This is a genomic window from Paraburkholderia sp. J11-2 (genome assembly GCF_905220185.1).
Classification (GTDB): Bacteria; Pseudomonadota; Gammaproteobacteria; order Burkholderiales; family Burkholderiaceae; genus Paraburkholderia.
Genome location: NZ_CAJMYY010000019.1, coordinates 76,187 through 101,362, shown reverse-complemented (window position 1 = coordinate 101,362; position 25,176 = coordinate 76,187). Strand labels below are relative to the sequence as shown.

Genomic DNA, 25,176 nt, shown 5'->3' with positions numbered 1-25,176 from the left:
CGGGCAAACTCATTCATCGAGGATACCCGTGTCGTCCCCCATCAACCACACGCAGTCATATCTGGAAGGCGCCGATCGCGCCTACGCCGCAGGCGATTGGCAAAGCGCATTGGAGCTTGCCGACAAGGTCATCGAGGCGAATCCGCGCAACAGCGACGCGCTCCACAGGCGCGGGCTGCTCGCGCTCGCAATGGGCTCACCGGCCGAAGCACAACACTGGCTGAGGCGCGCCGTTCAGCTACGCCCGCACCCCGTGTACTGCAACAGCCTTTGCGTGACGCAAACGCGTCTAGGTGACTACGCGGCGGCGGCCGAAACGGCGCGTCTCGGCCTGCGGCGCGCCCGCGAACGCTTTCCGGCAGTCGATACATCGCTGCTTTCGTATAACCTCGGCGTCGCCCAGCAGCTCGACGATCAGCCCGCCGCGGCGGCGCAGAGCTACCGTCAAACCCTGGCGCGTCAACGCGATCACGCGGCGGCGCATAACAATCTCGGCACGGTCACGAAGGATCTTGGCGATCTCGCCACCGCCATCGCCCATTTCGAGCGTGCTATCGCACGCGATCCGCGCAATGTCGAAGCCCACAGCAATCTGGGTCACGCGTTGCTTGCAGCGGGCCGTTACGAAGAAGCATGGCCATACTTCGAGCAGCGCTGGGCGAGCTTTCAGGTGGGAGAGCGGCCAGCGGCGCAGGGCGCCCCCACGCTGCCAATTCCGCGTTGGCGAAGCGGCCCGCTCCCAGGCGAGCGCCGTTTGCTCGTGCTGCACGAGCAGGGCTTTGGCGACGCGCTGCAATTCTGCCGCTATCTGCCCATTGCGCTTGCGCGCGGCACGCGAGTTGGCTACATCTGCCCCAGGCCGTTGCGCCAGTTGCTCGAACAGTCGCTTTGCACGCGTTGGCCGAATATCGTGCTGCTCGACGAAGTGCCGTCAGACCTTGGCGCGTGGGACGCCTATTGCTCACTGCTCTCGCTGCCGATGCTGCTCGGCACGCGCCTCGACAACATTCCCGCGCCTATACCGTATCTACACGCCGAACCGCAGCGCGCGCGCATGTGGGCCGATCGGCTCCGCGCGTGTGGCGACGACATGAAGCCGCGCATTGGCCTTGTTTGGGCAGGCGGTCATACGGGCACGGCGGCCGATCGCCGACGCAGCATCGCGCCTGACGCGTTTGCGAAGCTGCTGTCCTGGCGAGGCGCGCACTGGATCAGCCTGCAAAAAGCCGAAGACGCATCGAAGCAATTGCCATCGGTATATCGCGTGCAAATTACCGACTGGATGCACGAAGCCGGCGACTTCGCCGATACCGCGGCGTTGATCGACGGCCTCGATCTCGTCATCTCGGTCGATACGTCGGTGGCGCATCTGGCTGCTGCAATGGGCAAGCCGGTATGGCTGCTCAATCGCTTTGCCGGCTGCTGGCGTTGGCTGCGCGATCGCGACGACAGCCCGTGGTATCCGGGCCTGCGTCTCTTCACGCAGAAAGAGCGAGGCAATTGGGACGACGTACTAAACCGCGTGCTCGACGCACTCGCCACACGCTATTCAGTGAACGGCAACCCCATCACGAAGGCTTGAGCAGCGTGCGCCACTCCGGCAGTCTGCCTTTTTCGTCTAGCGCCGCGACGAGCGGCGCAGCACGTTCGGCCAGCGCCTGCTGGACATTCGCAATGGCGTTGGCCAGCTCACTCGACATGCCGAGGCCGTCGAGCATGGCCGCCGCCTCGCGCATTTCCTCGGAGCGCCGCTGGCCATGCTCGACCACGCGGCCAATCAAGTACGACTCATAGCCCGTGTCCCAGCCCATGCCTGGGAAGCTTGCCGCAAGCGAGGCAAGCACGCGGTCGTCCACGCCGAACTGCTTCGCGGCGAGCATCGATTGCACGCACATCGCTTCCATGCCTTTGATCATGATGCTGCGGCACAGCTTGATGGCGGAGGCGAGGCCTACCTCGGCGGCCACGCATTGCGCGCGCATGCCGAGCGCGTTGAGCACGTCGGCGGTGTGCCCGGCAACGCGTCCGCCCAGCAGCATCGGCACGCGTATGCCTTGCGGCGGCACGGGCGCCATGACTGCGGCCTCCACGTAATCGGCGCCCACGCGCTCCACGGCCTGGCTGTTGCGCTGCTTGACGGCGGGCGAGACGGAGTTCAGGTCGATAAATGTTTGACCGGCAAGCAAATACGCGGCGCATGCACTTGCCACCGCTTCGGCCTGGCTCGCCGTGACGGCGGAAAACACGAGCTGTGCGCCCACTAGCGCCGATGCGAGATCGTCGGCGACATGAGCGCCGCTCTCGCTCGCGCGTTTGAGGATCGTCTCGCGCGTGGCGCTGTCCTGTAGCTTGATGTCGTAAGTCGAAACGTGCAGTCCGGCTTGCGCGAGCGCGTGCGCAAAAATCGGCCCCACTTCGCCAAAGCCAATGATCGCAACGCGCGTTACCGGCTGTTGGGTTTGCTGTTCCATGCTTGACACTCTCTCGATGGCGTTGATGAAGAGACAAACGTTGCAGGCTCACACGCGAGGCTCGCTGGCCTGAGCTGGCGGCGGCTCCACGCGCGCCGTGTGCCGCCGGTTCATGTGGGATTCGAACTTGTTCTTGTCGAACATCTTCTCCCATTTCGACAAGACGAGCACGGCTACCGAGTTGCCAATCACATTGGTCGTGGAAGTCGCAATGGCAAGCACGCGGTCGATGCCGAACAGCAAGCCCACGCCGGCAAGCGGCAGCACACGCGAGGTTTGGATGGTGGCCGCGAGCTTGACGAGCGCGCCGCCTGCAGCGCCCGCTCCGCCCTTGGACGTGAGCATCATCACCGCGAGCAGCGCGAGTTGTTGCGAGAGGCTCAAAGGCGTGTCGGTCGCCTGTGCGATGAAGCCGACACCGCAGGCCATGTAGAGGCACGCGCCATCGATATTGAAGCTATACCCCGCCGGCAGCACGAAGCCCACCACGGCTTCGTCGCAGCCCGCCTGTTCGAGCTTGCTGACGAGGCGCGGCAGCGCGACTTCGCTCGCGGCCGTGCCCATCGCGAGAATGGCTTCTTCCTTGATGAGCGAAAGGATCCTGAAGATCGAGAATCCAGCCAGGCCAGCCACGACGCCGAGCACGACGAACACGAAGCACAGCGTGCTTGCGTAATAGGTGAGCACATAGCGCAGCAGGAACAGCAGCGTGACGCTGCCGTAGCTGCCCACGGCCGCGGCCATTGCGCCGAATGCGCCAATTGGCGAGAGCCGCATGATGAAGCCGAGCATCTTGAAGACGACGGTTTGCGCTTCCTCGATCAAGCGGAACACGCCCCAGTCGGGCTTCGCGCAAGTGGCGAGCGCGAAGCCCGTGAGCAGCGAAACGAACAGCACGGGAAGAATGTCACCGCTCACGAACGCCGAGACGAGCGTATGCGGAATGATGGAGGTGAGAAAGTGCGTGAACGAGAAATCGCCGGTCGTGCCTGCCTTGATTGCTGCCGCGGCGCCTTCGCTTGCGCTGAGTGAGCGCGCATGGAGCCCGTCGCCGGGGCGCACGATATTAACGACCGCAAAGCCAGTCAGCATGGCGAGCGTGCTGACCACTTCGAAATAGAGCAGCGTCTTCACACCGAGCCGGCCAAGGCGCTTGAAGTCCTTGATGTGCCCCACGCCGTGCACGACCGTGCAGAAGATGATGGGCCCGAGCATCATCTTCAGTAGCGCGATGAAGCTCTCGCCCAACGGTTTCATTTTTACGGCCTCGTGCGGCGCGAGCAGGCCGAACGCAATGGCCAGCGCGATCGCAATCAGCACCTGGATGTACAGCTTGCGCAACAGCCTCACTGTCTCCTCCGTTGTGATTATTCATACGGAATTATGGAGGGGGAGGCTGGTCTTCAGGCTTTGCGAAACGTTAATAAAGCCATCTGTTCTATTTATCGATATGGCTTAAATCATGCGTTGTGCGTGCAGCAAGATTCATTCCGCAGTCACTGCTGCCCGGCAAGCTCCTCCAGCAGCCAGTCCCGGAACGCAACCAGCACGGGGTGGCGCTGAGCACGCTCCGGGTAGACCAGGTAGTACGAACGCGAGCTTGGCACCGCCTCGAACGGGCTGAGAAGCCGCTTCTCGTTCAATTCGTCTTCGACCAGCATACGCGGCACGAGGCCCACGCCGATGCCGGCGACGACCGCCTGGATCAAGTGCGAGGTCAGCTCGAAACTCGGGCCCGGGCGCAGCGCGTCGTGAGGCAAGCCGAAATGCGCGCACCATTCGCGCCATGCGTCGGGAAAGCTGCGCACGCGCAGCAGTGTGAGGCCGTCGAGCGATTCGATGGTTGGCGCGGCGGCCCGTCGCTTCGGTTTTCTCGCGAACGGCAACGCAGTGGGGCTGCCAACCAGCACCAGCTCTTCCGCATAGAGCCTGTGCGCCGTGACGCCGGGCCAGCGCCCGTCGCCCACCACGATGGCGGCGTCGAGATCCTGAGTCGAAAAATCGGCCGCCTCGATGCGCGAGTCGAGATCGATCTGCAAATCGGGGTGTGCTTGATAGAAACGGTGCAGGCGCGGCAGCAGCCACTTGGCGCCGAACGTCGGCAGGGTCGCAACGCGCAACTGCGTTTTTGGCGCGCTCGCCGTGAGGGCTTGCAGCGTCGCGCTACGGATCAGCGTAAGCGCATGAGAGATCTCGGCCATATAGGCTCGGCCGATATCGGTCGGGACGATGCGTTTGCCCTCGCGCGTGAAGAGCGGCAGGTCGAGCATCGCCTCGAGCGCTTGAACCTGGCGGCTCACAGCGCTCTGCGTGAGCGACAGTTCCTCGGCGGCACGCGTAAAGCTCTCATGGCGCGCGGACGCTTCGAACGCGAGCAGCAGCGACATGGAGGGCGTGAGCTTGCGGTAATTCATTCATAAACCTCATGATCAACCCAATCTTTTTACGTTTGCCCGGTGCCGGTTGGGAGGCGACAATTTCATGCCAGAAAAGGGTCGATAGCGCCCAGTACGAGACTTCGAGAGCCACATGACCATTGCCCAGCTTACCATCGGCGAATTCGGCAGCCCCCTGATCCGTCAATTTTTGCATGAACTGGAGGCGTCGGGCTTCGAAGGCGAGGTGGATGCGAGTCACGCCACGCGCACGGTGCTGGCCACGGACAATTCGATCTACCAGCGCTATGCGCAGGCGGTGGTGTTCCCGCGCCACGCGCAGGACGTCGCACGGCTCGCGAGCCTGCTCGGGCGCGACACATTTCGCGGCGTGGCGGTCGCGGCGCGCGGCGGCGGCACGGGTACGAACGGGCAGTCGCTGACCGAAGGCGTCGTGGTCGATATGTCGAGACATATGAATCGAATCCTCGAAATCGATCCGGTGGCGCGTACGGCGCGCGTGGAGGCCGGCGTGGTCAAGGATCAGCTCAATGCCGAATTGAAGCGCCACGGGCTCTTTTTCGCGCCGGAGCTGTCGACGTCGAACCGCGCGACCATCGGCGGCATGATCAGCACGGATGCGAGCGGGCAGGGCAGTTGCACCTACGGGAAAACGCGCGACCACGTGCTCGCGCTGGAAACGGTCCTCGTTGGCGGTGAGCGTTTGTCGAGCGAGCCGGTCGATCGTGCCGCACTCGGCGCGCTTTGCGCGCGCAAGGACAAGGTCGGCGAGGTTTTCCGCACCGCGCGCGATATCAGCGAGCGCGAAGCCGGTCTGATACGCGAGCGTTTTCCCGCGTTGAACCGTTGCTTGACGGGTTATGACCTCGCTCATCTGCATGACGGCGAAGGGCGCTTCGACATCAACAGCGTGCTGTGCGGCTCGGAAGGCACGCTCGGCTTCATCGTCGAGGCAACGCTGAACGTGCTGCCTGTGCCCAGGCACGCCGTGCTCGTCAATGTCCGCTATGAGAGCTTCATGGATGCCCTGCGCGACGCGCGCGCGCTGATGGCGCATCGCCCACTCTCGATCGAAACCGTGGATTCCACGGTGCTGCGGCTGGCGCGCGAGGATATCTTCTGGCAAAGCGTGGCCGAGTATTTCCCCGCCGACGAAGGAGTGCAAGGCGGTGCGAACGGCATCAACATGGTCGAATTCAGCGGCGACGATGCGGACGCATTGCGCGCGCGCGTGGCGGCGTTCGCCGAGCACCTGGGCGCGGACGCGAGCGTGAAGCGTCTCGGCCATACGATTGCCGATGGCGAGGCGGCAATCAATCGCGTCTATGCGATGCGCAAGCGCGCGGTGGGCCTGCTGGGCAATGCGCGCGGCGCGAGCCGCCCGCAGCCCTTCGTGGAGGACACGGCCGTGCCGCCCGAAAATCTTGCCGACTACATTGCAGAGTTTCGCGCGCTGCTCGATGGTTTCGGTCTGCGTTATGGCATGTTCGGCCACGTCGATGCGGGCGTGCTCCACGTGCGCCCCGCGCTCGACATGCGCAATCCCGACGAGGCCGCGCTCGTGCGCCCCATTTCGGATGCCGTGACTGCCTTGACGATGAAGTATGGCGGCCTGCTGTGGGGCGAGCATGGCAAGGGCGTGCGCTCCGAGTACGTGCCCGAGTATTTCGGGCCTTTGTATCCGGCGCTGCAGCGGCTCAAGGCGGCATTCGATCCGTACAATCAGCTCAATCCAGGCAAGATCGCGACGCCTGCCGGCGCGAGTGCGGCGCTGCTGAAGATCGACGCGACGACACTGCGCGGCGAGCTGGACCGGCGCATAGACGAGCGCGTCTGGCAGGCCAACGCCGACGCCGTTCATTGCAACGGCAACGGGGCGTGCTACAACTTCGACCCGAACGACGCCATGTGTCCGTCGTGGAAAGCCACGCGCGAGCGCGTGCATTCGCCAAAGGGCCGGGCTTCGCTGATGCGAGAATGGTTGCGCAGACAACAAGATGCCGGAGCGGATCTTGTCGCGCCGCCGGTTGCGGCGGCGTTGCCGGTGCGCATCGTCAACAGCGTGCGCAAACGCCAGGGCGAGCAGGACTTCTCGCATGAGGTTTATGACGCCATGGCGGGTTGTCTGTCGTGCAAGTCATGCACGGGGCAATGTCCGGTAAAGGTAAGCGTGCCGGAGTTTCGCGCGCGCTTTCTGGAGCTTTATCACACGCGCTATTTGCGTCCGCTGCGCGACTATTTGATCGGCGCACTCGAATTCACGGTGCCGCGCGTGGCGGCGGTGCCTGGCGCAAGTGGCGCGTACAACGCGTTGATGAAGGCGCGCCTCGTCAAATCGTTGCTCGCACGCTGCATTGGCCTTGTCGATAGCCCATTGTTGAGCCGTGTGTCATGGCGCGGGGTGTTGCGCAAGGCGGGAGCGGAGATCGCGACGCCCGAACGGCTCGCATCGCTTGGCGAAACCGAACGCCAGCGCAGTGTGATCGTGGTGCAGGACGCGTTCACGCGTTACTTCGAGACGCCGGTTGCCTCCGCGTTTCTCGAACTAGCCGCACGTCTTGGATTCAAGGTATTCGTCGCGCCTTATTTCCCGAACGGCAAGCCGCTGCACGTCCAGGGGTTTCTGCCGCGGTTTCGCCGCGCCGCGCGGCGCAATGCGGCGCAACTGGCCTCGCTTGCCAGCTCGGGTGTGCCGCTCGTCGGCATCGACCCGGCCATGACGCTCGTGTACCGCCAGGAGTACCGCAAGGTGGAAGGCATCGAGGCGGCGCCAGAGGTGCTGCTGCCGCAGGAATGGTTAATCAGCGTAATGCGCGGCGCGCTGCGCAGCCGCGAAGCGGCGCATCGCGCGACGGCGTCGTTCCGCCTGCTGCCGCATTGCACCGAGCGCACCAACGCAAGCGCCGCCACGCTCTTGTGGAATGACGTATTCGCCGCAGCGGGCCTCGCGCTCGCGACGCCGGCTAGCGGGTGCTGTGGCATGTCGGGCACCTATGGCCACGAGGCGCGCAATCGCGCGACTTCGGAAGCGATCTTCGAGCAATCGTGGGCGCAGCATGTCGATGCGGCATCGACGGCGGCGCAAGGGGCGGAAGAGCTGATCGCCACGGGTTATTCGTGCCGCTGCCAGGTGAAGCGCTTGCGCGGGCGTCAGTTGCGCCACCCGGTTCAGGTGTTGCTGGACGCCCTGCGCTGAAACAGATCAATAGTCCCAGCGGCCCCGGTCGTGCCACTCGCGTTCGCGCCACTGCCGTTCGCGCCATGCGTGCTCGCGGCGTTCGTGCTCGCGCCACTCGTGTTCGCGCCACTGCCGCGCGCGCCAGTCGTCGTCGCCTCTCCAGTCTGTCTGGATGGGAGCCGGGGCATAGACCGCGCCTGGCACGCCAACGCCCACGGCGACATCCACATGGGCCAATGCAGCGGTCGAAGCCGCCAGTGCCGTTGCGCCCAGTACCAGGCCGAGAATGGTCTTCTTCATATCGCGACTCCTTCGCACGTTGTGTGCGTTCTTGATGAGCACGGTTCGGAGTCTAGGCGTCGCCCCCGGACACAGGTGAAACGGTGCTGCGAGATTCGTAACAACGAGTTAAGCGCGCGACGCGGCGTTGTCATGAGCATCGCGCAGCGCATTGTTCAGTAGCACGATGGATTTATCGTGATGCAGCAGGTACACTCGAAGGCGAACCGCGAGTCGACCCGGTGTTTATTGCGTCCCCGCTCCAGCCAGCTTTTTGCACCCGATGCCAAAACGAATCTTGTTCGTCGACGACAACCGCGACGTCGCAGATGCGCTTGCGGCGCTCGTCGAGTTCGAAGGCCATCAAGCCCAATGTGCGGCAGATGGACAAGAGGCCCTGCTCGTTGCCGGGTCGTTCCTTCCCGAACTCGCCTTCGTGGACTGGAAGCTGCCTGACATGAGCGGCGGAGAGCTGGTGAGTCAGCTTCAGCTCAACCCCGCTCTGTCGAATACCCGGTACGTTCTGCTCTCGGGTCACACCGATCCGGATATCGCGGCCAGGGCCGCAGCCGCCGGTTTCGTCAAATGTCTGACGAAACCGGTGCGGCTCGAAGACCTGCTGGCCTGCCTGTGACGCCGATTGTGCGTTGTAGCTAACTCGACCGGCTTCCACCGGAAGCCGGGAACAATAATTGCGCACTTCGTCTCACTCGCGGCGAGCCTCGAATCTCCACGAGCCTTGTCGTTCCGGTATTCCGCAGCGTCTCCTCGGAGCAGAGTCGCGTCATGAACAAGGAAGTTCCACCGCAGATCGAGCGCCCCTCGACCCGCTGGCCCGGTGAAATGGCGGAGCGCATCGCCGTGTTCGACTGGAGCGATACGGCGCTCGGCGCGCGCGCAACCTGGTCGGCGAGCCTCGTTGCCGCGATCAACATGCTGCTCGCCGCGCCTTCTCCGCTCGTCATGCTATGGGGCCGTGAAGGGACGATGGTCTACAACGACGCCTACGCGGTTTTCGCGGGCGGCCGGCATCCGTTCCTGCTGGGCAAGCCAGTCGAAACCGGCTGGCCAGAGGTGGCCGCGTTCAACCGGAATGTCGTCGATACGTGCCTGGCCGGCGGGACCCTCGTCTTTCAGGACAAGCAGCTCGTGCTGTATCGCGAGGGTCACGCCGAAGACGTGTGGCTGGACCTGAGCTATAGCCCGGTTTTCGAAGACGACGAGCGGCCGGCGGGCGTCCTCGCCATCGTGTTCGAAACGACGGCGAAGATGCAGGCGGAAAAGCAGCGCAAGGTGGCGGAAGACGCGCTGTTGCAACTGACCCAGACACTGGAGCAGCGCGTAGCCGAGGAAGTGGGCGCGCGCGTGGCGATGGAGGAGCGGCTGCGTCAGGCGCAAAAGCTGGAAGCGATCGGCAGTCTCACGGGCGGCGTGGCGCACGACTTCAACAACGTCTTGCAGGTCATTTCCGCCAACCTGCAGCTCATCGAGCTTTCGACGAAAGGCAACGCCGCGCTCGAGCGGCGCGTGGCCGCGGTTAGCAATGCGGTGTCGCGCGGTGCGAAGCTTGCCGCGCAACTGCTGGCCTTTGCGCGCAGGCAACCGCTCGCGCCGGCCGTTCTGAACCCCTTCCGGCTGGTCGAAGGCATGGCCGAGATGCTTCACCGCACGTTGCCGGAGACGATCGAACTCGCCATTGTGCCGGCGCACGAGAGCTGGAATATCTGTGCGGACCGCAGTCAGCTGGAAAGCGCGCTGTTGAATCTGGTCATCAACTCGCGCGACGCAATAGACGGACCAGGACGCATCGGCGTTTGCCTCGCGAACGTCGACGCACAGAACGATGAAGCGGCGCGCAGTGACGGCGTGCCCGCAGGCGAATACGTTCGCCTGCGCGTTTCGGACTCGGGCTGCGGCATGCCCGAGCACGTGAAAGCGCGCGTGTTCGAGCCGTTCTTCACCACGAAGGCCGTGGGCCAGGGCACGGGACTCGGCTTGAGTATGGTGCATGGGTTCGTGGCGCAGAGTTCGGGCCACGTCTTCATTGAAAGCACGCAAGGCCAGGGCACTACCGTCAACCTCTATTTTCCGCGCAGCCTGGAAGCGGAATACGACGCGTACAAGCCAGGCGTTGCGAGACAGGAGCGCGGCGGCGAGACCATTCTCGTTGTCGAAGACGACGCGGAGGTTCGCATCGCCGCGATCGAAATGCTGGCGCAGCTCGGCTACAAGGTGCTCTCCGCGCAGGACGGCGAGCACGCCCTCAAACTGATCCAGAGCGGCCAGCGTTTCGACCTGCTGTTCACCGATGTCGTGACGCCCGGTACGGTGAGAAGCAGCGAACTGGCTCGCATTGCGAGCGGGCCGCCTTATCACGCCGAGGTCCTGTTTGCCTCCGGCTATACGCGCGACGTTATTTTCCACGACGGCAAGCTCGACGAGGGCGTTGCGCTCATTAGCAAGCCTTATCGATTCGATGAGCTTGCCGTTGCGGTGCGCAACGCGCTCAACAAGGCCGATTGATTGACGTTGCCGCTGCGTCAGGCTTGCATGCCGATCTGCGCGCGCCCGAGCGGTGTCAGGTCGTCGGCGGTTGCGCGCCCAACGAAATCGACTTCGAAATGATCCGTCGGGAAATCGGGCGGGCTCTTGCCCTCGAGGAAGCTCGGCAACTGCCGTGCGAGATACGCGTCGTTCTTGGCGCAAGACGGCGCGGAAGCGATGTACATCACGTTGCTGTAGCCCTTGCCGCGATGCGCATCTTCCACGGCATGAATGACGTCGCTATGCCAGAAGACGGTGTCGCCTGGCTGCATTAGCGGAATCGACGAAAGCGCGTGGAAAAGCGGCGCGTGGTACTCCGGCTTGATCGACAGCGCGCGGCCCGGCATCGCGCCGCACAGGTCGTCGTCCGCAATGTCGTCCTGCAGCGCGCGCAGCAGGATATAGACCATCGCGTTCGCAATGGGCACGAGTTGCAGCGTGCCGTCGCCGGGGCCCTGCTGAGTGAGCGCCGTCCAGCCCTGAAACGTGCGGAACATCGAGCAGACAGCGGGTGACGGAATCTCTTCGACCTCGGTGCGCCACGCGGCGTCGAACGCGTCATAGTCGCGCCAGTTTCCGGAGAAGACATGGCGATAGACCTTGCGGAAGTTCGCCTCGATCCAGCGCTCGACCGAGCCGCCGTCGCAGTGGGCGGAGAGGCCGAGCGACTCGGAGCCAGGCGGGCGGCGGCGCAGACGGTCCGCATAAACCGGCACGTGATTCGGGTCGAAATGCACGCGGCCTTCGCTCTCGGCGCGCCACAGGCGGTTCAGGAACACGCGCGCCTGTGTGAGTTCCGGCGACTGGCGCGCGAGCACTTGCGGCTTCGACCAGTACACGCCGTAGATCTGCGGCTTGCTCGAGGCCAGCTGGCCGAAGTATTTGTCTTCGGCGCGATGAAGCAGCTTGCGGTCGAGGTCGTTGCGCTCGACATAGTCCGCAATGTCGTCGTCCCACTGCGCCACGCGCGAGCGGTCGAACACCTTGCGGATCACACAGGCGCCGCGCGCCTTCACGAGCGCAATCTGCTCCGCGCTAACCCGGTTGCCGACGATGTCCGAAAACGCAATTTCGGGGATCACGGGCTCACCCCGGTCGCGAAGCTGGGCAATGCGATGCGCCTCTTCCTGCATGGCCGATTCGACTTCGGCGAACACCGCCTTGTAGTTGGGCAGTTTTTCCCGCAGTTCCTGCTTCGCCCGGCGAATAGCCGCGGGCAGGTCGTCGATATGCAATGCCATTTTGTTGTCTCCACCGTGGTGTTTTCGAATGATGGGAGCGTACGCCGGCACGGCCCTGGCCAGTGATATTATCGGGTCAATCTTTTTGCAGTTTCGGCCATGAAAGCAGCGTACGAGCACGTCGACTTCGGCAGCAGCTGTTCGGTGCGGGTTTACCACCGGCGCTTGCCGCGCATTCCGTTCGAATGGCATCACCATCCGGAATACGAACTTACGCTGACGATGAACAGCCAGGGCAAGCGCTATATCGGCGACTCGGTCACCGTTTATGGCGCTGATGATCTTGTGCTCGTCCCGCCGGACATGCCGCACACCTGGTCGTCCAATCGCTCGATCGATCCGGCGGATTCGCAGGTGGCCATCGTCATCTGGTTCGAAGGCAACTGGGTGCAGCGCCTCGCCGACGTTTGCCCGGAATACGCGAGCCTGCGCAATCTGTTGCGCCGCGCGGCCTGCGGGCTGGTCTTCGAAGAAGGCGCCGGCGCGCATATGCGCGGTTATCTTGATCGTCTATTGTCGGCGGACCCGCGCGAGCGTCTGGCTGCCGTGCTGGATATCCTGGTCTGGTTGACCGGGTTGCCTGCCACCCAGCTCGCGACGCCCAGCGCGTTCGAGGGTCGCGTGGGCGCATCTGCAGGCTATGAGCCTGAGCAGTTGAACCGCGTACTGGCGCTGATCGAAACGCAGTTCTCGCAACCCTTGCGGCTTTCGACGCTAGCCAAGGCCGCAGGTCTTTCTGAGCGCACGCTGACGAGACATTTCGTGCAGCACACGGGCGAAAGTGTGGGGCAGTACATCGCGCGGGTTCGAATCGGCCATGCCTGCCGGATGCTGACCGATACGCAGTTGCCCGTTTCCGTGATCGCCGTGCGCTCAGGCTTCCCCAACGCGGCGAACTTCAACCGGCAGTTCAAGGCCACCAAAGCGCTCACGCCGGTGGCTTACCGGCAGCAATTCACGAGCGCGAAACGCGCCGAAGATCATGTGGCGCCGCCGCTTACGGAGCGCTCGCCATCGCTCGAGCTTGCGCGGCGAACGGCGAGCAGAAAGCGTCGCGTGCGCCGCGCCTGAACTGCTTGCGCGGGGCGCGCATTGCCGTTTCTATTGCCCAATCGGCCGAACGCGGGGTTCAGTCATCACAAACGGACCCGACGTGACCTAAGCGAACCGTAAGCCAGTCGTTATGACTCGCTATGCCCGGTCGTCTCAGCGATTTCCCTGGAGTGCTGTCATTCGCCTCGGGAATGTGTTGATATAGCGAAAAATCGCACGGTCGGACAGAAAATTGCACGCACGATAAGAAATGCCCAAACAAAGGAGACAGTCCATGAGGATGTTGCGCTCGTTGGTGGTTGGTGCGGTTGTATCGTCAGCGTTGGCAGCCGGGGCCGCGCAAGCGGAGACGGTCAAGATTGCCTTCATCGATCCGCTGTCCGGCTTGATGGCATCGCTCGGCACGAATCAGCTGCACAGCTGGCAATACACGGCCGATTTCGCCAACGAGCATAACTGGGCAAACGGCACGAAGTTCGAGGTCGTGGGATTCGACAACAAGCTTTCGCCGCAGGAAAGCCTGACGCTGCTGAACCAGGCCGCCGATCAGGGCATTCGCTATATCGTGCAGGGTAATGGTTCGTCGGTGGGCCTCGCGCTGGAAGACGCGGTCGCCAAGTACAACTCGCGCAATCCGGGCAAGGAAATCGTCTACCTGAACTACGCCGCGGTGGACCCGGCCATGACCAACGCACGCTGTGACTACTGGCACTTCCGCTTCGACGCGAACGCCGACATGAAGATGGATGCGCTCACCACGTTTCTCGCGCGCGACAAGGACATCAAGAAGGTCTACCTCATCAATCAGGACTACTCGTTTGGTCACGACGTCTCGCGCGTGGCGCGCGAGGACCTGAAGAGCAAGCGCCCCGATATCGTGATCGTCGGCGACGACTTTCATCCGCTCGCGCGCGTGAAGGACTTCTCGCCTTATGCCACCAAGATCAAGGCGTCCGGCGCAGACACGGTGATCACGGGCAACTGGGGCAGCGACCTCGCGCTGCTCGTGAAGGCCAGCAAGGACGCGGGCGTGACGTCCAACTTCTATACCTATTACGCGGGCACGACCGGCGTGCCGACGGCCATGGGCGCGTCCGGCGCCGACCACGTGAAATACGTGGGCGTGTTCGGCCCGAACAACACGAACAACCCCCCGGTGGTCGGCCAGATCATCGAGGGTTACAAGAAGAAGTACAACGACGACTACTACCTGGCGACTGCCTATGCCGCCATCGAAATGCTGAGCAAGGCGATGAACGCGACGAAGTCGACCGATCCCGTCAAGGTGGCCAAAGCCTTGGAGGGCATGACAGTCGACGGCATGAACGGCCCCGCGACGATGCGCGCGGCCGATCACCAGGCGCAGCAGTCGCTCGTGATCGCGACATGGACCAAGGCGGACGGCAAAACGGTAAAGTACGACCAGGAGAACACCGGCTATGGCTGGCGCACCGACGTCCAGCTTGGGCCGACCGCGGCAACGCAGCCGACCACTTGCCAGATGAAGCGCCCGGGCTGAGCGTGCTCTCGCTACGACACTTCACAAGGATCATCGGGCAGTGGAATTCCTGACCATCTCTCTGTTGAACGGCATCGGCTACGGGCTGCTGCTGTTCATGCTCTCATCGGGCCTCACGCTGATTTTCAGCATGATGGGCGTGCTCAACTTCGCGCACGCCAGCTTTTACATGCTCGGGGCCTACTTCGCCTACACCATTGCCAGCAAGATCGGTTTCTGGCCTGCGCTGGTGGCGGCGCCCGTGCTCGTGGCGTGTGTCGGCGCGCTCGTCGAGCGGTTCGGCTTGCGTACTGTGCACAAATACGGGCACGTGGCGGAGTTGCTGTTCACCTTCGGCCTGTCGTATCTGATCGTGGAGGGTGTGAAGCTGGTCTGGGGTCTCGCCGCCGTGCCGTACGCCGTTCCGCCCGAACTGAACGGGGCGCTGTTCAAGGTGTACACGTCGGAATTTCCGAAGTATCGCGCCTTCATGATGCTGATCTCGATTGCAATGCTCGCGGCGCTGTATCTGGTGTTGACGCGCACGCGCATCGGCCTCGTCATTCAGGCGTCGCTCACGCACCCGGAAATGGTCGAGGCACTCGGGCACAACGTGCAGCGCGTGTTCATGCTGGTGTTCGGCGGCGGCGCCGCGCTGGCGGGCCTCGCCGGCGTGATTGGCGGCAACGCGTTCGTCACTTCGCCTTCGATGGCCGAGTCGGTGGGCACAATCGTGTTCGTGATCGCCGTGGTGGGCGGCATGGGCTCGCTGCCTGGCGCGTTCATCGCGTCGCTGCTGATCGGCATCATGCAGACATTCGCTGTCACGATCGATGCGTCGCTCTCCGATCTGTTCTCGCTCGTCGGCATGACGGTGACGGACAGCACGGCGCTCTCGTCGTTGTGGCGCATGCCGGTATCGCAGGTCGCGCCGATTCTGCCTTACCTGCTGATGGTGCTCATGATGATCCTGCGACCGCGCGGGCTGCTCGGCAAGCGGGAGGGCTGAACGATGAAACCGCTCATTCAGGCCAGCGCCGGTTCGGGCATGCAACGCAACGGAATGCGGCAAACCGCGCATTCGCTGCGCTGGATCATTTGGGGCGCCACGGTGCTCGTGATGCTGGTGCTGCCGCTCGTGTTTTCCAGCGGCTTTGCCATCGCGCTGCTTTCGCAGATGGGCATCATGATCATCTTCGCGCTCTCGTACAACATGTTGCTCGGGCAGACCGGCATGCTCTCGTTCGGGCACGCGGTGTACTCCGGGCTCGGCGCGTTCGTGGCGGCGCATGTGCTCAACCAGATCGGCGCGAACCATTTCCCGTTGCCTGTTTCGCTGCTGCCGCTCGCGGGCGGGTTCGGCGGCATGCTGTTCGGCGTGCTGTTCGGCTATGTGACCACGCGCAAGTCGGGCACCACCTTCGCGATGATCACGCTTGGCATCGGCGAAATGGTGGCGGCGAGTTCGCTCATGTTTCCCGGGTTCTTCGGCGGCGAAGGCGGTGTGCCGACCAACCGCACGGTGGGTCATGCGGTGCTCGGCATCACGTATGGACCGGCGATCCAGGTGTACTACCTGATCGCGGCGTGGTGCCTCGTGTCGATGATCGCCATGTACGCGTGGACGCAGACGCCGCTCGGCCGCATTGCCAACGCCGTGCGCGACAACCCCGAGCGTGCCGAATTCGTCGGCTACAACACGCAGCGCGTACGCTTTTTCGTCATGGTGCTTTCGGCGTTCTTCGCGGGCATTGCGGGCGGCCTCTCGGTAATCGACTTCGAGATCGTGACGGCGGAGAACGTCGGCGCTGCGCAGTCCGGCGGCGTGCTGCTGGCGACGTTCATCGGCGGCGGGGCGTTCTTCTTCGGGCCGATCATCGGCTCTGTTTTGTTCGTGCTGTTTGCGGTGGCGTTGTCCAATCTCACGCCGGCATGGCTGCTTTACCTCGGGTTGTTCTTCGTGCTCGTGGTGATGTATGTGCCGGGCGGCGTGTCGAGCCTGCTGATGAAGCAGGTGCCTCTCATCGCGGCGCGCAAGCTGCATCGCATGGTGCCTTCCTATGCAGCGACGCTGGGTGCTGCGCTGATTTTGCTTGGCGCGCTCGTGCTGACGGTCGAACTCGTCTACAAGGTGCAGATCGATCGTGACAACGGCACGGCCATGGCGTTCTTCGGCCTTACCTTCGATGCCGCTTCATGGAAACCGTGGGCCGTCGCGGCGGTGCTGTGGGCGCTGGGCGCGCAGGCGGGACGCCTCGCGGCTGCGCGGGTGCGCGAAGCGTGGGATGGCGTGCAACGGGAAATCGCAGGGAGCAACGCATGACGGCCGCACTGGAGTTGCGTGAAGTCCGCAAGAATTTCGGGCGCACGGAGATCATTCGCGGTGTGGACCTGACTATTGCGAAGGGCGAACGCCATGCGCTGATCGGCCCCAACGGCGCGGGCAAGTCGACGACGTTCAATCTGATCTCGGGCCGCATGGCGCCGAGTTCCGGCACGGTGAAACTGAACGGCGTCGATATCGGGGGGCTGCCGCCGTACAAGATCAACCGCATGGGGCTCTCGCGCAGCTTTCAGGTGACGAACATCTTTCATCGCCTGTCGGTGTTCGAGAATTTGCGCTGCGCCGTGCTGTGGTCGCTCGGCTACCGGTACTCGTTCTGGCATCGCCTCGAACAATTACGCGACGCGCGCGAACGCGCCGAAGAAGTGCTCGAGCTGATCGGTCTGCAGGGGCGGCACGACACGCTTGCCGGGCTGCTCACCTATGCCGAGCAGCGCGCGCTCGAAATCGGCATCACGATTGCGGGCGGCGCCGAGGTGATCCTGCTCGACGAACCCACGGCGGGCATGAGCCGCTCCGAGTCGGATCACGCGGTGGAGCTGATTCGCCGGGTCACCGTCGGCAAGACGCTGGTGATGGTCGAGCACGACATGAGCGTCGTCTTCGGCCTCGCCGACCGCATCTCGGTGCTCGTGTACGGCGAAGTGATCGCCACGGACACGCCGCAAGCCATCCGTAACAACCGCCGCGTGAAGGAAGCCTATCTGGGCACCACGCTCGACGAACCCGCAGGTGCACATTGATGGCGACCGCTAATTCCATGCTCGAGGTGCGCGGCCTGCATGCGTACTATGGCAAGAGCCATATCCTGCACGGCGTCGAAATGCAGGTGGGCGAGGGCGAGATCGTCGCCCTGCTCGGGCGCAACGGCGTGGGCCGCTCTACGTTGGCCAAGGCCATCATGGGGCTCGTGCGGTGCGAGGGGCAGATTTTGCTGCGCGGCGAAGAAGTGCGCGGGCTGCGCACGTTCGAGGTTGCGCACCGGGGCATCGGCTATGTGCCGGAAAACCGCGATATCTTCCCGACGCTCACCGTGCGGCAGAACCTGATGCTCGGCGAAAAGCGCACCAGGTCGCGCCAGAAGCCGCGCTGGCAGTTCGACGACATGTACCGCATGTTCCCGCGCCTGAAGGAGCGCGAGGACACGCCCGCGGGCCTGCTCTCCGGCGGCGAGCAGCAGATGCTGACGCTGTGCCGCACGCTCATGGGCGACCCAGACCTCATCATCATCGACGAACCGACAGAGGGGCTCGCACCGCTCGTCGTCGCGCAGGTGGGCGAGTACCTGAAGGCGCTGAAGGCGCGCGGCATTTCGGTGCTGCTCGTCGAGCAGAAGCAGGCCATTGCGCTCGATATCTCGCAGCGCGTCTACGTCATGGGGCACGGCCAGATCGTGTTCGAGGGGACGCCGCAGCAGCTCAAGGCCGATGCGCGCGTGCGCCAGGAATGGCTCGAAGTGTAGGGCGCGCTTCGACCGGTTGCTCTGCGGCGCAAATTCCGCCTAGCGTGCAGGCAAGTTATTCGGCGAGTAAACGGGCTGCTGACCGACAGCGCCAAAAAGATCCTCGGGCTGGCCGTTCATACGCTGCCGGATGGTGTCGTTGACGACCATGCCCACAGGGAAGGCCCGCGGCCCCACTCCGGCGACCAGCCAGCCACGATCCGCTACCCATTCCCGGTGTCGCGGGCCCAATGGATTGGATTGGACGGCAACGGGAGGCTGCAGGGCGAAGTGCAATCCCACGTCTGCGTGCTGCAACCTGTCCACGATCCAGAGCAGGGCGCCGTCGGAGAGCCCGTGATCGGGATAGCCGCCGCCGACATCGCAATGGCCGCCGGGAAAGAGCGCTTGCGTCACGTTCGGGTTGGGATTCCACAATGTCGGCTCGAACGGCTTGCGTTGCTCGTCGAGCGAGACCGCATGGATGCCTATGCCAATTTTCGGGCTGAGATTCAGATCGCAGAACCGGAACAGATCGATCGCGGACCCCTGATAGTAGATTGGGATGCCGAGCGAACCCACCGTATCCCAAACCGCCACCGCGGCGATGTTCGCGTCCACAAAGGAATTGGCGTCCAAAGGCTTGGGGTTGGAAAAGGCGTTATGGATAGTCAAAAACTCCAGCACACCGTCCGCTATCTTCTGGAACGTTGTTTCGTTGCCGTGTCTCCATCGATACCAGGCCGCCACCGCGGTGTCGTAACGATTCTGATCGTCGAGGGCAGCGAGTTCCGGCCGAAGCAGCCCCTGCCCGGCAATCAGTCCCGCCAGGGCTCGCGCGGTGTACGCGCCGCGGCTGAATCCGACGATCACAATGCTGTCGCCCGGCTCGTAGTTGCGCGAAATATAGGTATAGCCACGAGCAATGCGCGCGACGACGCCGACACCGAACGCGCCGCCCGCGACTTTATCGATCAGTTGCTGGGAATTTCCAACCCCGTGAATGTATTTCGCGATTTGTATCGGTTGGCCATTCGCGTCTAAGAGGCCCTTTTCCATCTCGGCGCCGCCCCACACGGTTTCTGGAGGCAGCATGTTCCCATCGAGCCACGCGAAAAGCTTGCATACATTGGTCAGTTCAGGCTGGCATCCCGCTGCCGCTTCAGGAGCGGCGCCATCGCCTTTTCCTGCCGGATCTTCGGGTCCGTTCCACGTGCCGTCTGCGCAAAAGACGATCGTCTTGGACATCGCTGGCTCCTTGCACGCAATTTTGACGTCAAGCTTGTTCGCAATCCTGAGCAACGTGTCCGGCGTGAGCGCCGCAAATGCTGTACGACGTGCGATGCGCGTGCCGAACGTTTGTCCTACAAATATAGCTTCTGCGCCTCCGATTGCGAGGTGCAGGAGTGTGCGTTGGCGCACGTACGACCGGAATCGACAGGGCGCGCACTCGCTGAATCAACTGACCGGGCCTAAGGGCGTCCTGCAGACGCTCCACGTGCACATTCCAGGCGTTGCCAGTGTTGACATCCATTTTTTTTCGGGTAAAAGTGTCGACAGATGTGTGGCCAATTGGCCTTGTCCGCGGATAGGGAGTCCCGGGTTTGCCCGGCAACCGGGGGTGTACAGCCGTTGAGATTGCAGTGGGATTCGTTGAATCTCGTTAGCCGGTGGTTCTTGACGATCGGAGTGGAACTATGCGTTTTGAACGTAATTCTCTGTCCTTCGATGTCGCCCGAGAGCGCCTCATCAGCCCATTTCCAGGCGCGTACGCGACTGGCAGCGCCGCACAGACCGAACTGAGCACACGTATCGTCGTCGTTCTGCTGGCGTTCGCAGCGGTGCTGACTGGGGCGTTGCTTTTCATGCTGGTGAGCGGCGCTCACTAGCTCGTGCGTGAATGTCTTCGCGAGCGAACGCAAGGCGGCGATCAGATTTGGGTGTCGTTGCCGTGAGGCTCGATGCTCTCACTCCTGGCCGATGCCAGCGTGAGCGAAGCAAGGGAGGAAACTGGGGAAAACTAGAATACAAAAGTGTAGACAATCCGCTAGTCTGATTTCACTTTGAGCCGAGAAAGTGCGGTTGCTTTCGAGCGTCGCGGCAGCGACATGCAGCGCCCGGGTCAGGCAGGAACGAAAGCGCCGGGTTGTCCGGGCGCTGAGCGTGCGTAGGTTCTGGGGCTTGCCGCGATGTTGTATCCGGGTGTCGATGTTTCTATTGACGCCGTTTTTTTTGCTATAGAGTGTCGACACTTGTGTAGTCTAATTTCCTCATTGACTAAAGGGGTGGCACCATGAAGTTTGCGAAAGAGCTGTGCATCAGCGTTGCCGCGAGCGCGTTGTTTTCCATGGCGGGCGGGGCGCTCGCGCAGACGGTGTCGCTTGGCGCGGTGCTGCCCTTGACGGGAGCGAGCGCTTCGGTTGGAGATGACCAGCGGCGGGGAATTGAGCTTGCTGTCGAGCAGGTCAATGCGCACAACGGTGTGCTCGGGCAAAAGCTGCAAGTGATCGTCGAAGACTCAGGTGGTGTTGCCGCGACCGCGCTAAGTTCTGCACGCAAGCTGGTGTCGGTCAACAAGGTCCCAGTGGTGCTCGGCGAGTTCTCGTCGGGAATCACGATTCCCGTCGGCGAGTATGTGGTCCAGCAGGGCGACGTTCATATCAACATCGGCTCGTCCAGTCCGCAGATTCGCAAAATTGGCAACGGCTCGTTTAGCGTTATCGGGCTGGACGACCTGTCGGCACGTTTCGCAGCAGGCGATGTCTTTGGGCAAAACCTGAAGGACGTGGCGTTCATTGCGCCGAACAATTCGTATGGACAGGGCGTTGCCAACGAGTTCAAGAAGCGCTTCGAATCGCTGGGCGGCAAGGTGTCCTCCGTGGTGCTCTACAGCGAGGGGCAATCGACCTACCGGCGCGAATTGCAGCAGATGTCCCGTTCGTCGCCTCAGGCTTATGTGTACAGCGCCTATGGGCAGGAAGCGGCAACGATCAACCGCGAGGCCTACGAACTCGGCCTGAACAAGCAGAAGTGGTACGGCATCTACTTGACGATGTGCACGAGCGATACCCTGCCGCAAGCTGCACAGGGGCAGGAAGGCCTCGAAGTCGCTTCGGTCGGCGATGGCGGCAAGTCGTACGAGCAAGCGTATCGCGCCAGGTACAAGGAGGCTCCCAAGTCCTCTTTTGGTAGCTATGCATACGACGGCGTCATGGTTGCTGCGGCCGCAATCAATAAGGCCGGTAGCGCCGACCCCGCCAAAATCCGCGCGGCAATGAAGGCGATGCCCGCTTACAGCGGCGCGACTGGAACGGTCGCGTTTGATGAGGGTGGTCAGCGCAAGGAACAGCCGTACGACAAGGTGAAGTTCGATAGCAAGGTCGTTTCCCGATAAGCTTTGCCGCGCTGCCTCGCAGCGCGGTAGCTCCTGGAGAGTTCCATGCTGCAATTTATCGTCGACGCCCTGATACGCACTTCGGACATCATGCTGGTTGCCGTGGGGCTCAGCGTCGTGTACTCGCTGGTCAAATTTCCGAACATCGCGCATGTGCAGTACGCAATGCTGGGCGCGTTCGGTACGCTTGGGCTGACTCGCGTGGGCATGCCGTTCGCGCTCGCACTATTGGGTTCCTGCGTTGGGATGGGCATCCTTGCCGTGTTGCTCAACGTGCTCGTATTCAAGCGCTTGCTCCGCTCAGGCAGTTCAATCGCGATGATCGGCTCGCTCGCCATCTCGATGATTTGCATTGCGGTCGTCCTGGGCGTCGCCGGGTCTCGCCCGTTCCGGTACTCGTCGGGGCTCCCTCGTCCCATCTCACTGGGGTCGACAACCATCTCAATCGATCAGCTCACGTCGATTGGATGTGGTTTTGGCTGCGTAGCGCTGTTGGCTGTGTTGCTCTTCAAGACAGGCGTTGGACGTTCAATGCGCGCGATGTCTTCGAATGCGGCGCTTGCCGCCGCAACCGGAGTTGATGGTTCGCGGGTGGTGAACGGGATTACCTTCCTGAGCGGAGCGCTGGCTGCACTCGGCGGAACCATGCTCGGTCTGACCGAGACAGTCCACGTTGGGCTTGGCACGAACCTGCTACTGCCCGTGTTCGCCGCAGCGATTCTTGGTGGACTGGGTAATCCGCTTGGTGCGGCGGCCGGCGCGCTGCTGATATCAATCGCGGAAACACTCGTCACGAACCTCGACTTCGGCTGGTTGTTCGGAACGTCGGACGTTTATGTTCCGATTACCTATATCAGCGCGGCGTCGTTCCTGATACTCCTTATCGCACTGTTGTTCAAGCCGTACGGCATCTTTGACCGGGAGGTGCGTCGTGTATAGCTTTCTCTTGCACGTAGCAACGCTCAGTTGCATTTACGCGCTTCTCGCGCTTGGGCTGAACCTTCAGGCAGGATTTGCTGGACTACTGAACTTCGGCTTTGTCGCGTTCGCCGGAGTGGGCGCCTATGCCTCTGCCATCACAGCGTCGCTTGGATATCCCGTTGCGGTCGGAATTCTGGTCGGCGTCGTGGCCGCAATGGTGGTGGGATTCGCCATGGCACGACTAGGGCGGAATCTCGCATCGGACTACTGGGCGATTGCGACTCTCGCTGTCGCTGAACTCATCAGAACCGTGGCGCTCAACGAGAACTGGCTCACAGGCGGTGCGCAGGGAATCAGCGGGGTCCCGGAACTCTTCCGGGCCGCCGCGGGCGCGCAGAACGACCTTGCGTTCTTCGCGCTTGCTCTTGCGATGGTGGCGATTGCGTTCCTTGCTTGCATGCGGCTCACGCGTGGCCGGTTCGGCCGCGCAATCCGTTTGATGCGTGAAGAGCCGGCGTTGGCGACGAGCCTTGGATACCAGCTTGTGCCGCTCAAGGTGAAGGCGACAGTCACGAGCGCGGCAATTGCGTCTGTTGGCGGTTCGCTGCTCGCTCACTATATGAGCTTCGTTGGGCCAGACTACATGCTGGCGTCGGAGACCTTCGTCATCTGGACGATGGTCATGATCGGCGGGTTAGGCAACAACCTTGGAGTGGTGCTTGGTGCGGTGCTCGTCGAAGCCATCTACAGCGCCGTGCCGTTCGTCAAAGACTATCTCGACATCAGTAGCGATATCGCTGGTGCGGTTCGGCTCGGCACAATCGGCGTCATTCTGCTCGCGTGCCTTCTTGCCCGTCCGGGTGGCCTGGTTCCCGAAAGAATTCGGAGCGTATCATGAGCACGATGCTTCGCTTGCAAGACGTCTATAAGGCTTTTGGCGGCAACCAGGTATTGACCGGTCTTAACTTCAACGTGCGCCAGGGCGAAATCGTTGGTCTGCTCGGGCCGAATGGTTGCGGAAAGAGTACCGTGCTGAACGTCATAACCGGATACTGTTCCATAGACCGCGGCGTCGTGGAGGTTCGCGGAGAGCGCGTGAGTGGCCTGGCCGCTCATCAGATTGCCGCGAAAAGCGTGCGCCGCACTTTTCAGTTGCCGTCCATGCCAAGCCGAATGACCGTGGCAGAAGTCGTAATGGCTGCGTCAACGCGAAGCCACGGTCTATTCAGCACGCTATGGCGGTCCGCCGCAATAAGGCGACTTGAGGAGGAAACGCGTGAACGCGCGCGTCAGCTTCTCGATGAGCTACTCCTCACAAAGGTCGCCCATCTTCCCGCTGCGTCCATCTCAGGTGGACAAAAGAAACTCCTTGGTATTGCTTGCGCAATGATGGAACAGCCCTCGCTCTTGTTGCTCGACGAGCCTATGGCCGGCGTTCACCCGAACCTGCGCGCGGAACTCGTCACTACGCTCAAGCGAATAAACAGTCAGGGTATTACCCTCGTCATCATCGAACACGATATGCACTTCATTTCCGAAACGTGCAGCCGTTGTATCGTTCTCGACAAGGGCAGAACGGTTGCCGAATGCCTTCCCTCGGAACTTGAAACGCACGAGAGCGTTGTCGAGGCCTACCTCGGCAAGAAGCCCGGCAGGCAATACCAGGTCGCGGGAGCAGTCGCATGATAGCGGTCAACAACGTCGTCGCTGGCTACACGCGCGAAGTCGACATCCTTCGCGGTATCTCTATCCACGCGCGGCAACTGGAGATTGTCACCATCCTCGGCCCCAACGGCTGCGGTAAGTCGACGCTGCTGAAGACGGTCGCCGGGTTTCTTCTGCCCCGGCAAGGCACGGTCACCTTAGGCGATATCGATATTGGGCAGGTGCCCGTGCACAAGAAGATCAGAAAACACGAAATCGGATTCGTGCCTCAAACGGACAATGTGTTCGGCGCGTTGTCCGTTTGGGAAAACCTCATGCTCGGCGGGCAGTTTATGCAGGAGAAAGACAGGAGGGAGAGGCTCGACGCGTTGTGCGACGCTTACCCGGTGCTCAAAAGAAAACTCCGGGCGCGGGCGTCGAGTTTGTCGGGGGGCGAACGGCAGATTCTGTCTCTCGCTCGTGCGTTAATGCCAAAGCCTCGCTTCCTTCTGCTCGACGAGCCTTCGGCGGGGCTGTCGCCCAAAATGCTCGGCGAAGTGTTCGATGCAATTATCGAACTGCGCAATACCGAGCGTATCGGTGTCTTGATGGTGGAGCAGAATGCGACGGAGGCGTTGCGCATTTCCGATCGCACTTACGTTCTCTCGATGGGGCAGGTCGCACTGGAAGGAAAGGCCTCCGACCTGCTCGAAAGCGAAGAGATGCGTCGTCTCTACCTGGGCGGTCGGCCACATTGATCGCTCGCCCGCTC

At 62.6% G+C, this 25,176-nt stretch carries 22 protein-coding genes; 16 read left to right on the top strand and 6 right to left on the bottom strand.

Annotation, left to right across the window (positions count from 1 at the left end):
• The first annotated feature begins 28 nt into the window (after positions 1-28).
• The gene (locus tag U5A57_RS25470; protein WP_321914397.1) at positions 29-1,582 is read left to right on the top strand and encodes a tetratricopeptide repeat-containing glycosyltransferase family protein; all 1,554 of its coding nucleotides are present in this window, start codon (positions 29-31) and stop codon (positions 1,580-1,582) included.
• Here the strand turns inward: U5A57_RS25470 and U5A57_RS25465 are convergent.
• The 3 genes from U5A57_RS25465 to U5A57_RS25455 form a co-directional block, all read right to left on the bottom strand.
• Positions 1,569-2,471 (bottom strand): NAD(P)-dependent oxidoreductase, encoded by a 903-nt coding sequence (locus U5A57_RS25465; protein ID WP_321914396.1) that lies wholly within the window; start codon positions 2,469-2,471, stop codon positions 1,569-1,571. The two genes, U5A57_RS25470 and U5A57_RS25465, sit on opposite strands and share 14 nt — an antisense overlap.
• A 48-nt stretch (positions 2,472-2,519) precedes the next feature.
• Positions 2,520-3,821, bottom strand: coding sequence for a cation:dicarboxylate symporter family transporter (locus U5A57_RS25460; RefSeq protein WP_321914394.1), 1,302 nt, complete (start codon positions 3,819-3,821; stop codon positions 2,520-2,522).
• Between the two features lie 146 nt (positions 3,822-3,967).
• Entirely contained in the window at positions 3,968-4,885 is a 918-nt protein-coding gene (locus U5A57_RS25455) for a LysR substrate-binding domain-containing protein (RefSeq protein WP_321914393.1), read from the bottom strand.
• A 115-nt stretch (positions 4,886-5,000) separates the two neighbouring features.
• On the opposite strand from U5A57_RS25455, the gene U5A57_RS25450 reads away from it, so the two are divergent.
• Positions 5,001-8,063 carry an FAD-binding and (Fe-S)-binding domain-containing protein gene (locus U5A57_RS25450; RefSeq protein ID WP_321914392.1) on the top strand — a complete coding sequence of 1,021 codons (3,063 nt, stop codon included), beginning with the start codon at positions 5,001-5,003 and terminating at the stop codon, positions 8,061-8,063.
• A 6-nt stretch (positions 8,064-8,069) separates the two neighbouring features.
• Here the strand turns inward: U5A57_RS25450 and U5A57_RS25445 are convergent, their stop codons facing one another.
• On the bottom strand, positions 8,070-8,345 hold the full coding sequence (locus U5A57_RS25445) for a hypothetical protein (protein ID WP_321914391.1): 276 nt from the start codon (positions 8,343-8,345) through the stop codon (positions 8,070-8,072).
• A gap of 277 nt (positions 8,346-8,622) precedes the next feature.
• Between U5A57_RS25445 and U5A57_RS25440 the strand changes: the two genes are divergently transcribed.
• Both U5A57_RS25440 and U5A57_RS25435 read left to right on the top strand, forming a co-directional pair.
• Complete coding sequence (locus U5A57_RS25440; protein WP_321914390.1) at positions 8,623-8,958, top strand: response regulator; 336 nt, start codon at positions 8,623-8,625, stop codon at positions 8,956-8,958.
• A gap of 152 nt (positions 8,959-9,110) precedes the next feature.
• On the top strand, positions 9,111-10,847 hold the full coding sequence (locus tag U5A57_RS25435; protein WP_321914389.1) for an ATP-binding protein: 1,737 nt from the start codon (positions 9,111-9,113) through the stop codon (positions 10,845-10,847).
• Positions 10,848-10,864: 17 nt separating this feature from the next.
• Here the strand turns inward: U5A57_RS25435 and U5A57_RS25430 are convergent, their stop codons facing one another.
• Entirely contained in the window at positions 10,865-12,109 is a 1,245-nt protein-coding gene (locus U5A57_RS25430; RefSeq protein ID WP_321914388.1) for a DUF1479 domain-containing protein, read from the bottom strand.
• 99 nt (positions 12,110-12,208) lie between these two features.
• On the opposite strand from U5A57_RS25430, the gene U5A57_RS25425 reads away from it, so the two are divergent.
• The 6 genes from U5A57_RS25425 (at position 12,209) to U5A57_RS25400 (ending at position 18,466) form a co-directional block, all read left to right on the top strand.
• Entirely contained in the window at positions 12,209-13,180 is a 972-nt protein-coding gene (locus U5A57_RS25425; protein WP_321914387.1) for a helix-turn-helix domain-containing protein, read from the top strand.
• A 256-nt stretch (positions 13,181-13,436) separates the two neighbouring features.
• Positions 13,437-14,681 carry a branched-chain amino acid ABC transporter substrate-binding protein gene (locus U5A57_RS25420; RefSeq protein ID WP_321914386.1) on the top strand — a complete coding sequence of 415 codons (1,245 nt, stop codon included), beginning with the start codon at positions 13,437-13,439 and terminating at the stop codon, positions 14,679-14,681.
• Positions 14,682-14,721: 40 nt separating this feature from the next.
• Positions 14,722-15,669, top strand: a complete 948-nt coding sequence (locus U5A57_RS25415; RefSeq protein WP_321914385.1) for a branched-chain amino acid ABC transporter permease — start codon at positions 14,722-14,724, stop codon at positions 15,667-15,669.
• Between the two features lie 39 nt (positions 15,670-15,708).
• Positions 15,709-16,983 carry a branched-chain amino acid ABC transporter permease gene (locus U5A57_RS25410; protein WP_321914471.1) on the top strand — a complete coding sequence of 425 codons (1,275 nt, stop codon included), beginning with the start codon at positions 15,709-15,711 and terminating at the stop codon, positions 16,981-16,983.
• Positions 16,980-17,747 carry an ABC transporter ATP-binding protein gene (locus tag U5A57_RS25405; RefSeq protein WP_321914384.1) on the top strand — a complete coding sequence of 256 codons (768 nt, stop codon included), beginning with the start codon at positions 16,980-16,982 and terminating at the stop codon, positions 17,745-17,747. Before U5A57_RS25410 ends, U5A57_RS25405 begins: the two co-directional genes overlap by 4 nt.
• On the top strand, positions 17,747-18,466 hold the full coding sequence (locus U5A57_RS25400; RefSeq protein ID WP_321914383.1) for an ABC transporter ATP-binding protein: 720 nt from the start codon (positions 17,747-17,749) through the stop codon (positions 18,464-18,466). Before U5A57_RS25405 ends, U5A57_RS25400 begins: the two co-directional genes overlap by 1 nt.
• A gap of 39 nt (positions 18,467-18,505) precedes the next feature.
• On the opposite strand, the gene U5A57_RS25395 is transcribed toward U5A57_RS25400, so the two are convergent.
• A complete protein-coding gene (locus U5A57_RS25395; RefSeq protein WP_321914382.1) occupies positions 18,506-19,693 on the bottom strand; it encodes a DUF2235 domain-containing protein in 1,188 nt (395 codons plus the stop codon).
• Between the two features lie 449 nt (positions 19,694-20,142).
• Here U5A57_RS25395 and U5A57_RS25390 point away from each other — a divergent pair, with 449 nt between their 5' ends.
• From U5A57_RS25390 to U5A57_RS25365, 6 genes are all read left to right on the top strand, one after another.
• On the top strand, positions 20,143-20,334 hold the full coding sequence (locus U5A57_RS25390) for a hypothetical protein (protein ID WP_321914381.1): 192 nt from the start codon (positions 20,143-20,145) through the stop codon (positions 20,332-20,334).
• A gap of 458 nt (positions 20,335-20,792) precedes the next feature.
• The gene (locus U5A57_RS25385; protein ID WP_415774663.1) at positions 20,793-21,839 is read left to right on the top strand and encodes an ABC transporter substrate-binding protein; all 1,047 of its coding nucleotides are present in this window, start codon (positions 20,793-20,795) and stop codon (positions 21,837-21,839) included.
• Between the two features lie 45 nt (positions 21,840-21,884).
• The gene (locus U5A57_RS25380) at positions 21,885-22,778 is read left to right on the top strand and encodes a branched-chain amino acid ABC transporter permease (RefSeq protein WP_321914379.1); all 894 of its coding nucleotides are present in this window, start codon (positions 21,885-21,887) and stop codon (positions 22,776-22,778) included.
• Positions 22,771-23,658, top strand: coding sequence for a branched-chain amino acid ABC transporter permease (locus U5A57_RS25375; protein ID WP_321914378.1), 888 nt, complete (start codon positions 22,771-22,773; stop codon positions 23,656-23,658). The genes U5A57_RS25380 and U5A57_RS25375 overlap by 8 nt, the downstream gene beginning before the upstream one ends.
• Complete coding sequence (locus tag U5A57_RS25370; RefSeq protein WP_321914377.1) at positions 23,655-24,446, top strand: ABC transporter ATP-binding protein; 792 nt, start codon at positions 23,655-23,657, stop codon at positions 24,444-24,446. Before U5A57_RS25375 ends, U5A57_RS25370 begins: the two co-directional genes overlap by 4 nt.
• Positions 24,443-25,162, top strand: a complete 720-nt coding sequence (locus U5A57_RS25365) for an ABC transporter ATP-binding protein (protein ID WP_321914376.1) — start codon at positions 24,443-24,445, stop codon at positions 25,160-25,162. The genes U5A57_RS25370 and U5A57_RS25365 overlap by 4 nt, the downstream gene beginning before the upstream one ends.
• The last annotated feature ends 14 nt before the right edge of the window (positions 25,163-25,176 follow it).